At 70.3% G+C, this 7,906-nt stretch carries 7 protein-coding genes; all 7 read left to right on the top strand.

The annotated features are described in order from the left end of the window. Window positions 1-2,764, top strand: a 2,764-nt coding sequence (locus RTM68_RS15515) for a LuxR C-terminal-related transcriptional regulator (RefSeq protein WP_312172598.1), incomplete at its 5' end; no start/stop codon positions are given. A 77-nt stretch (window positions 2,765-2,841) separates the two neighbouring features. Further along, a complete protein-coding gene (locus RTM68_RS15510) occupies window positions 2,842-3,045 on the top strand; it encodes a cold-shock protein (RefSeq protein WP_056310329.1) in 204 nt (67 codons plus the stop codon). A 357-nt stretch (window positions 3,046-3,402) separates the two neighbouring features. After that, on the top strand, window positions 3,403-4,437 hold the full coding sequence (locus RTM68_RS15505) for an iron-siderophore ABC transporter substrate-binding protein (RefSeq protein ID WP_312172594.1): 1,035 nt from the start codon (window positions 3,403-3,405) through the stop codon (window positions 4,435-4,437). Window positions 4,438-4,469: 32 nt separating this feature from the next. Continuing rightward, on the top strand, window positions 4,470-5,513 hold the full coding sequence (locus RTM68_RS15500; RefSeq protein WP_312172592.1) for an iron ABC transporter permease: 1,044 nt from the start codon (window positions 4,470-4,472) through the stop codon (window positions 5,511-5,513). 5 nt (window positions 5,514-5,518) lie between these two features. Further along, window positions 5,519-6,592: an iron ABC transporter permease gene (locus tag RTM68_RS15495; RefSeq protein ID WP_312172590.1), complete on the top strand. Its 1,074-nt coding sequence runs from the start codon at window positions 5,519-5,521 to the stop codon at window positions 6,590-6,592. Next, on the top strand, window positions 6,589-7,389 hold the full coding sequence (locus tag RTM68_RS15490) for an ABC transporter ATP-binding protein (RefSeq protein ID WP_312172588.1): 801 nt from the start codon (window positions 6,589-6,591) through the stop codon (window positions 7,387-7,389). The genes RTM68_RS15495 and RTM68_RS15490 overlap by 4 nt, the downstream gene beginning before the upstream one ends. Continuing rightward, a partial coding sequence (locus RTM68_RS15485) for a siderophore-interacting protein (protein ID WP_312172586.1) occupies window positions 7,379-7,906 on the top strand: 528 nt, incomplete at its 3' end. The genes RTM68_RS15490 and RTM68_RS15485, both read left to right, overlap by 11 nt.

The raw sequence follows: 7,906 nt of genomic DNA, 5'->3' as shown, positions 1-7,906 counted from the left end.
TGAGGCCGGCATCGGCAAGTCCCGGCTGCTGCGCGAGTTCGGCGACGAGATCGCCGCCCGCGCCGACGTCCACGTCGGGTGGTGCCTCGACCTCGGAGCATCGCGCACGCCCTTCGGGCCGCTCACCGGCATCCTGCGTTCGATCGTGGCGCGCCTGGGCGCCGACCGCGTGCGCGACGAGCTGGGTGTCGGGGTCGAGGCGCTGGGCATGCTCCTTCCGGAGCTCAACCCGACCGAGCGCTCCCAGACCAGCCCCGACCGGCTGCGCGACGCGATCGCCGCCCTCATCGAGGCCGCCGCCGAGCACGCGCCGCAGGTGCTCGTCGTCGAAGATCTGCACTGGGCCGACGAATCGACCCTCGCGCTCCTCTCTTTTCTTCTGCGCGCGCTGGCCCACGGTCGCATCCTCCTCGTCCTCACCTGCCGCAGCGACGATGTGCGCCGCGGCGACGCCGTGAGCCGCTTCATCGGCGAATCCACCCGCGGCCGTCTGCTCGAACGGGTCGCGGTCGAGCGGCTCGAGGCGTCGGCCGTGCGAGAGCTCGCCGAGTCGATCACGGGTGAGCTGCTCAGCGATGCCGCGCTCGACCGCATCCATGAACGGGCAGAGGGAGTGCCGTTCTTCGTCGAGGAGCTGGCCGGATGCTCGGCAGGACCGCTGCCCGGGTCCCTGCGGGACCTGCTGCTGGCTCGGTTCGACCGTCTCTCCGACGACGCGAGACGCGTGGTGCAGGTGATGTCGGGCGCCGAGCGCCCACTGTCGCACCCCCTCGTCACGCAGCTCGCAGGGCTGCCCGAGGACCAGCTCGACGAGGCCATCCGCGAGGCGACGCTCAGCGGCATCCTCGTGGTGGTCGATGACGACTATCGCTTCCGCCACGCGCTGCTGCGCGAAGCGGTGCACGACGACCTGCGCCCCGGTGCGAGAGCGCGCCTGCATCGCGCCTACGCCGAGGCTCTCGAGGCGAACGACCACCACGGCGCGGACCCGGCTGCGCTCGCGTACCACTGGCAGCTCGCGCAGGACGCCCGGCGGGCGCTCGCCGCCGCCGTCACCGCGATGCTCGACGCCAAGTCGCGCTTCGCCTTCGCGAGCGCGGCGCGCTTCGGCGAGCTCGCGCTCGACCTGTGGATCCAGGTGCCCGACGCGGCGAGCATCGTCGGCGTCGAGCGGTTCGAGCTGCTGCGCACCCTCGGTTCGGTGCTGCGCAACGCCGGCGACGGAGAGCGGGCGCTCGCCGTGGTCACCCTCGCGCTCGGCGAGGTCGACCCCGAGACGGCCGACCCTCGCATGCACGCGCGGCTGCTGCGCGACAGGGCCTATTACCTGATGAATCTCGGCCGCGCCGGATCCATCCCGCTGCTCGAGCAGGCGCTGGCCACTCTCGACGGGCGGGTCGACGACGATCGTCTGCGGGCGTCGATCCTCAACCAGCTGGCCAGCAGGCACATGATCGCGGGACGCCTGGAAGCGGCGATCGCGCTGGCCACGGAGGCGGGGGAGCGCGCCGCGCGTGCAGGCTCCGACGACGAGCAGTCGATCGCCGCGAACGTGCGCGGCGGTGCCCTGGCCCACCTCGGCGATCTCGAGGCAGGACACCGGGAGTACGCGCTGGCGCTGCGCCTGGCGAAGGGCACGAACGCCGAGATGCGGTATCGGGTCAACTACTCCGACCTGCTCGGGCTGCTGGGGCGCTACGACGATGCGATCCGCGTCGCCGAAGACGGCCTGGCTCCGGCCCGGGCCTTCGGCGTCGAACGCACGACCGGCGCACTGATGACGCAGAACATGGCGGTGCCGCTGCTCGAGCGGGGAGAGGTCGAGCAGGTCGAGGAGATCCTGGCACGCGAGCTCGCGCAGCGCACCCTGCGCATCTCGCACATGTACTCGACGATGACGCGCGTGCGGGTGCTCGCCTGGCGGGGCCGTCATGAAGAGGCCGCCGAGATCCTGCGCGAATGGCGTCCGTCGTTCGAGGAGACCGGTCGGGTCGAGCGGCAGATCTGGTACGACGAGGTCATGATGCGCGTGGCGGTCGCCGAGGGGCGTGGCGACCTGGCGCATGCGCTCGACGAGGTGAGACGGATGCTCGCCGATGACGGACCGGTGTTCCTGCACCAGCGGCGCCTGCTGCTCGAGGCGGCGTGGATGATCGCCGAACTCCGGGCCTCGGGGTCCGACGTCGGCGATGCGATCGGCGAGGTGCGCGGTGCCTGGCTCGGACAGCCCACCCCGCTGCTCGACGACGCCTGGGGGTCGATCCTCGAGGCCTTCCTCGCGCCGTCGATCCCGGGCCTGCGGGCAGCCGTCGCCATCGCCGACCACGACGACGTGCCCGTGACCTTTCGTGTGACCACGCGTCTCGCGCTCGCGCGGCTGCTCGTCGACGCCGGAGATCGCGCGGCTGCCGCCCCCGTGCTCACGGCGGCGCTGCACGAGGCCGAACGCCTCGGACACGTGCCGCTGATGCGGATCGTGGGGGCGTTCTCCGCGGCATCCGGTCTTGCTCCGGCATCCGCCGCCGAGCCCTCCGTCGCCGATTCCGACCCGCTCACCGCACGTGAGCGGCAGGTCCTCGCGCTGATCGCCGAGGGCCTGAGCAACCGGCAGATCGGCGAGCGGCTCTTCATCAGCACGAAGACGGTGAGCGTTCATGTGTCTGCCGTTCTGCGCAAACTCGGTGTCAGCACGCGCACAGAAGCGGCCGTGATCCAAAAGAAGTCGGAGTTCATGGCCAGCGGTCAGCCTGCCGTGGTACGTTGAGCGAGCGCGTATGTCGGACGTTCCGACACGGCGTGGGCCGCGCAAGCGGCCGTTTGAAAACAGAAAGTAGAAAACACATGGCCACTGGCACTGTGAAATGGTTCAACGCGGAAAAGGGCTTCGGCTTCATCGCTCCCGATGACGGCACGGACGACCTTTTCGCCCACTACTCGGCAATCGCCGGCTCCGGTTTCAAGGAGCTCCGCGAGAACCAGAAGGTCGAATTCGACGCTGAGCGTGGCCCCAAGGGCATGCAGGCGGCGAACATCCGCGCTCTCTGAGCGCGCGCTGACTTCCTGAAGCCGGCCGGATCCTCACGGATCCGGCCGGCTTTCTGCGTACCCGGGGCGACAACGCCCCTGCGCTGCTCCCGGGGTCGAAAACGCCTCTGCGCTGCTCCCGGGGTCGAAAACGCCCCGGAATCGACGGTCTCCGGTGCATCATCGACCCCGCCCGACTGGGCCAGGCACGTGTCGCCCCGCACGACCCGCCGAGCGGAGTGTGACGCGGTCGGCATCCGTGGTCGAGCATCGCTGAAGATGAGGCTTGCCTAACTTTCTGTTAGATTAGGCCAGGCTTACCAAAGCCTGGTGCTCCTCTGCGCCGCAACCCCCCACCCGAACCCGAAGGGACCGCCTGTGCGCACTTCCCGTCTTCTCGCCGCCGTCGGCACGGCCGCCGCGCTCGCTCTGAGCCTCGCAGCCTGCGCCACGCCCGCTGCCGACACCGGCTCCGACTCCGCCGCGGGCAACCCGGCCGACGACAGCGCCTTCCCCGTCACGATCGAGCACGTCTACGGCGAGACCACGATCGAGTCCAAGCCCGAGCGCGTCGCGACGCTCGCGTGGGCCAACCACGAGGTTCCGCTCGCCCTCGGCATCGTGCCGGTCGGCATGAGCAAGGCCACGTGGGGCGATGACGACGACAACGGCATCCTGCCCTGGGTCGAGGAGAAGCTCGACGAGCTCGGCGGCGACGAGCCCGTGCTCTTCGACGACGGCGACAGCATCGACTACGAGGCCGTGGCCGACACCGCGCCCGACGTCATCCTCGCCTCGTACTCGGGTCTGACGCAGGAGCAGTACGACCAGCTGTCGAAGATCGCTCCCGTCGTCGCGTACCCCGAGGTTGCGTGGGGAACGACCGTCGACGAGATGATCGAGATGAACTCCAAGGCTCTGGGTCTCGAGGCCGAGGGCGACGCTCTGATCGAAGAGCTGCAGGCCGACGGCGAGGCCGCACTCGAGGAGAACAGCGTCCTGAAGGACAAGAAGGTCCTGTTCGCCTACATCGACCCGACCGACCTGAGCCAGATCGGCTACTACACGGCTGCGGACACGCGCCCCGGCTACCTGCACGACAACCTGGGGCTCCCGCTCCCGGAGATCGTCGAGGAGAACGCGGACAGCGAGGAGTTCTACCTCTCCGTCAGCTCCGAGCAGGCCGACAAGTTCGCTGACGTCGACCTGTTCGTGACCTACGGCGACGAGTCGCTCATCGCGACCCTGCAGGCCGACCCGCTGCTGTCGAAGATCCCGGCCATCGCCGAGGGTCGCATCGCGATCCTTCCCGACGCCACCCCGATCGCGGCCTCGGCGAACCCGTCGCCGCTGTCGATCCCGTGGGGTCTCAGCGACTACCTCGCCCTTCTGGCAGCACCTCTCGCGCAGTGATCCCAGGCGTCACCGCCTGATCTGACCCGCTCGTGACCGCTGTCACCGTCCCCACGCCGGGCACCGCAGACCTGCGGCGCCCGGCGTGGGCGCGCACCCTCTGGCTCCTCGTCGGAGCCGGGGTGCTGCTCGTGCTCTGCATCCTCTCGGTCTCCTTCGGCGTGCGCGCCGTGAGCATCGACGACATCTTCGCGGCCCTCGCGGGCCAGGATGACACGCTGGCCCAGGCCGCCATCATCAAGCGCCTCCCGCGCACCGTGCTCGCGCTCCTGGTCGGAGCGGCTCTCGCGCTCTCCGGCGCGACGATGCAAGCCGTCACGCGCAACCCGATCGCCGACCCCGGCATCCTCGGCGTCTCGAACGGCGCCTCGCTCGCCGTCGTGCTCGGCCTCGCCTTCGTCGGCCTGACGAACCCCTATGGGCAGATGGCCCTCGCGATCGCCGGCGCCGCCGTCGCCGCGACCTTCGTCTACACCGTCGGCTCCCTCGGCCGTGGCGGTGCGACGCCGCTCAAGCTCGCCCTGGCCGGAGCCGCGACATCCGCCGCCTTCGCCTCCCTCATCAGCGCCATCATGCTGCCTCGCGTCGACCTGCTGCAGGCCTTCCAGTCGTGGCAGATCGGTGGCGTCGGCGGCGCCGAGTGGCCGCGCATCGCGATCACGGCACCCGTGCTCGCCCTCGGTGCCCTGATCTGCATCGCGAGCGCCCGCGGCATGAACTCCCTCGCGCTGGGCGACGACATGGCCAAGGGGCTCGGCGAGCACGTCTTCCGCACGCGACTGATGTCGGCCCTCGGCGCCGTGATCCTCGCCGGCGCCGCGACCGCCATCGCCGGTCCTATCGGCTTCGTCGGCCTCGTCATCCCGCATGTCTGCCGGATGCTCATCGGCACGGATCACCGCTGGCTTCTGCCGTTCTCGGCCCTGGCGGGGGCCGCGCTGCTGCTCGCGAGCGACATCGTGGGCCGTGTCATCGCGCCCTCGTCGGAGGAGATCCAGGTGGGCATCATCACCGCGATCATCGGCGCACCGTTCTTCATCTGGATCGTGCGTCGTACGAAGGTGCGTGAACTGTGAGCACCATGAACCGTCCCGCACGTTCGCAGATGACGCCGCCGCCATCGGGCAGCGCACAGGTCGCCGCCGTCATCGCGGGGCGTCGCGCCCGCCACCGCAGACACGCGGTCGCGACGATCGTGCTCGGCGTGCTCCTGCTCGCGCTGTTCACGGTGGCGCTCATGATCGGCAACACGTTCTACTCGATCGACGAGGTGATCCGCGTGATCCTCGGCGAGACCGTGCCCGGCGCCTCGTTCACGGTCGGCGAGCTCCGTCTGCCGCGCGCGGTGCTCGCGATCCTCACCGGCCTCGCGTTCGGCATGGCGGGCGTCACGTTCCAGACGCTGCTGCGCAATCCGCTGGCATCGCCCGACATCATCGGCCTCTCGAACGGCGCCGGCGCCGCAGCCGTCATCGGCATCGTCGTGCTGTCCCTCAACGGCCCGGTCGTGTCGCTCTTCGCGCTCGGAGGCGCGCTGCTCACCGCGGCCGTGATCTACCTGCTGTCGATCAAGAACGGCTTCGCCGGCACCCGACTCATCCTCATCGGGATCGGCGTCGCGGCGATGCTGCAGAGCGTGACCTCGTACATCCTGTCGCGCGCCGCGAGCTGGGACATCCAGACCGCGATGCAGTGGCTGACCGGCAGCCTCAACAACGCCTCGTGGGAGAGGGTCGCTCCGCTCGCGATCGCCGCCGCGATCATCGTTCCGCTCATGCTCTCGCAGGGGCGTGCGCTCGGCGCGATGCAGCTCGGCGACGACTCGGCATCCGGTCTCGGCGTGCGGGTGAACCTCACACGCGTGCTGTTCATCCTCGGAGCGGTCGCCCTGCTCGCCTTCGCGACCGCCGCGACCGGTCCGATCGCGTTCGTCGCGTTCATGGCCGGGCCCGTCGCCGCGCGCATCACCGGTCCGGGCGCCAGTCTGCTGGTGCCCAGTGCCTTCGTCGGCGCGGTGCTCGTGCTGGCGAGCGACCTGATCGGTCAGTTCGCGCTCGGCGAGCGCTACCCGGTCGGCGTCATCACGGGTGTGCTCGGCGCCCCGTACCTGATCTATCTGCTCATCCGCACCAACCGCTCGGGAGGCTCCCTGTGACCGAGGCGCACACCCTGACCGCTGACTCGGTGACCCTCGCCTACGGCGACCGCACCATCATCGAGAACCTCGACCTCGAGATCGCCCCGGGCAGGATCACGACGATCGTCGGCGCGAACGGATGCGGCAAGTCGACGCTGCTGCGCTCGCTCGCGCGTCTGCTGTCGCCCACCGAGGGGCAGATCGTGCTCGACGGCAAGTCGGTGCACGCGCGCCCGACGAAGGAGGTCGCGCGTGTGCTCGGCCTGCTCCCGCAGTCGCCGATCGCTCCCGAGGGAATCGCCGTCGCCGACCTGGTGGGTCGCGGACGGCATCCGCATCAGAAGATCCTCTCCCGCTGGAGCGCGCACGACTACGAGGTCGTGGCGGATGCTCTCGCGGCGACCGGCACCACCGAGCTCGCCGACCGCAGCGTCGACGAGCTGTCGGGCGGCCAGCGCCAGCGCGTGTGGATCGCGATGGCGCTCGCGCAGGAGACCGACATCCTGCTGCTCGACGAGCCGACGACGTTCCTCGACGTCGCACACCAGGTCGAGGTGCTCGACCTGCTCACCGACCTGAGCGTCTCGCGCGGCACCACGATCGTCATGGTGCTGCACGACCTGAACCTCGCCGCGCGGTACTCCGACGAACTCGTCGCGATGAAGGACGGCCGCGTGCACGTGGCCGGGGCGCCGCACGAGGTCGTCACCGCGCAGCACGTCGAAGAGGTCTTCGGCCTCGCGAACCAGATCACCGTCGACCCGGTCTCCGGCAAGCCGATGGTCACCCCGATCGGAAGGCATCATGTCCGCTGAGACCACCACCGAACGCCCCACCTACGTGCTGGCCCGCGCCGAGGTGCGCGGAGTTGCCCGGGTGTCGCCGAACTTCGTGCGGGTGACGTTCGGCGGCACCGAGCTCGACGAGTTCGGCACCCCGGGTGACACCTACGACTCGCGCATCAAGATCGTGTTCCCGCCGGCATCCGGCATCCTGCCCGACCTCGACCGTGAGACCGACGACTGGTGGGGGTCGTACCTCGCCGTGCCCGAGGCCGAGCGCGGCTCGATGCGCACGTACTCGGTGCGCGACCTGCGCGTCACCGATGCGGGCACCGAGCTCGATGTCGACTTCGTGCTGCACCTGGCGCCCGGCCTCACCGGACCGGCGTCGCGCTGGGCCGATGCGGCAGCCGTGGGGCAGGAGCTGTTCATCGTCGGACCGCGTCGCGGAGTGTCGGCCGCCGATCACCACGGCGCCGAGTACGAGCCCGGGTCCGCGGCCTCGGTCGTGCTGGCCGGCGACGAGACGGCCGCCCCGGCGATCGCCCGC

It is taken from the genome of Microbacterium sp. (assembly GCF_031988965.1).
GTDB lineage: Bacteria > Actinomycetota > Actinomycetes > Actinomycetales > Microbacteriaceae > Microbacterium.
This window is presented reverse-complemented; position numbering and strand designations above follow the sequence as displayed.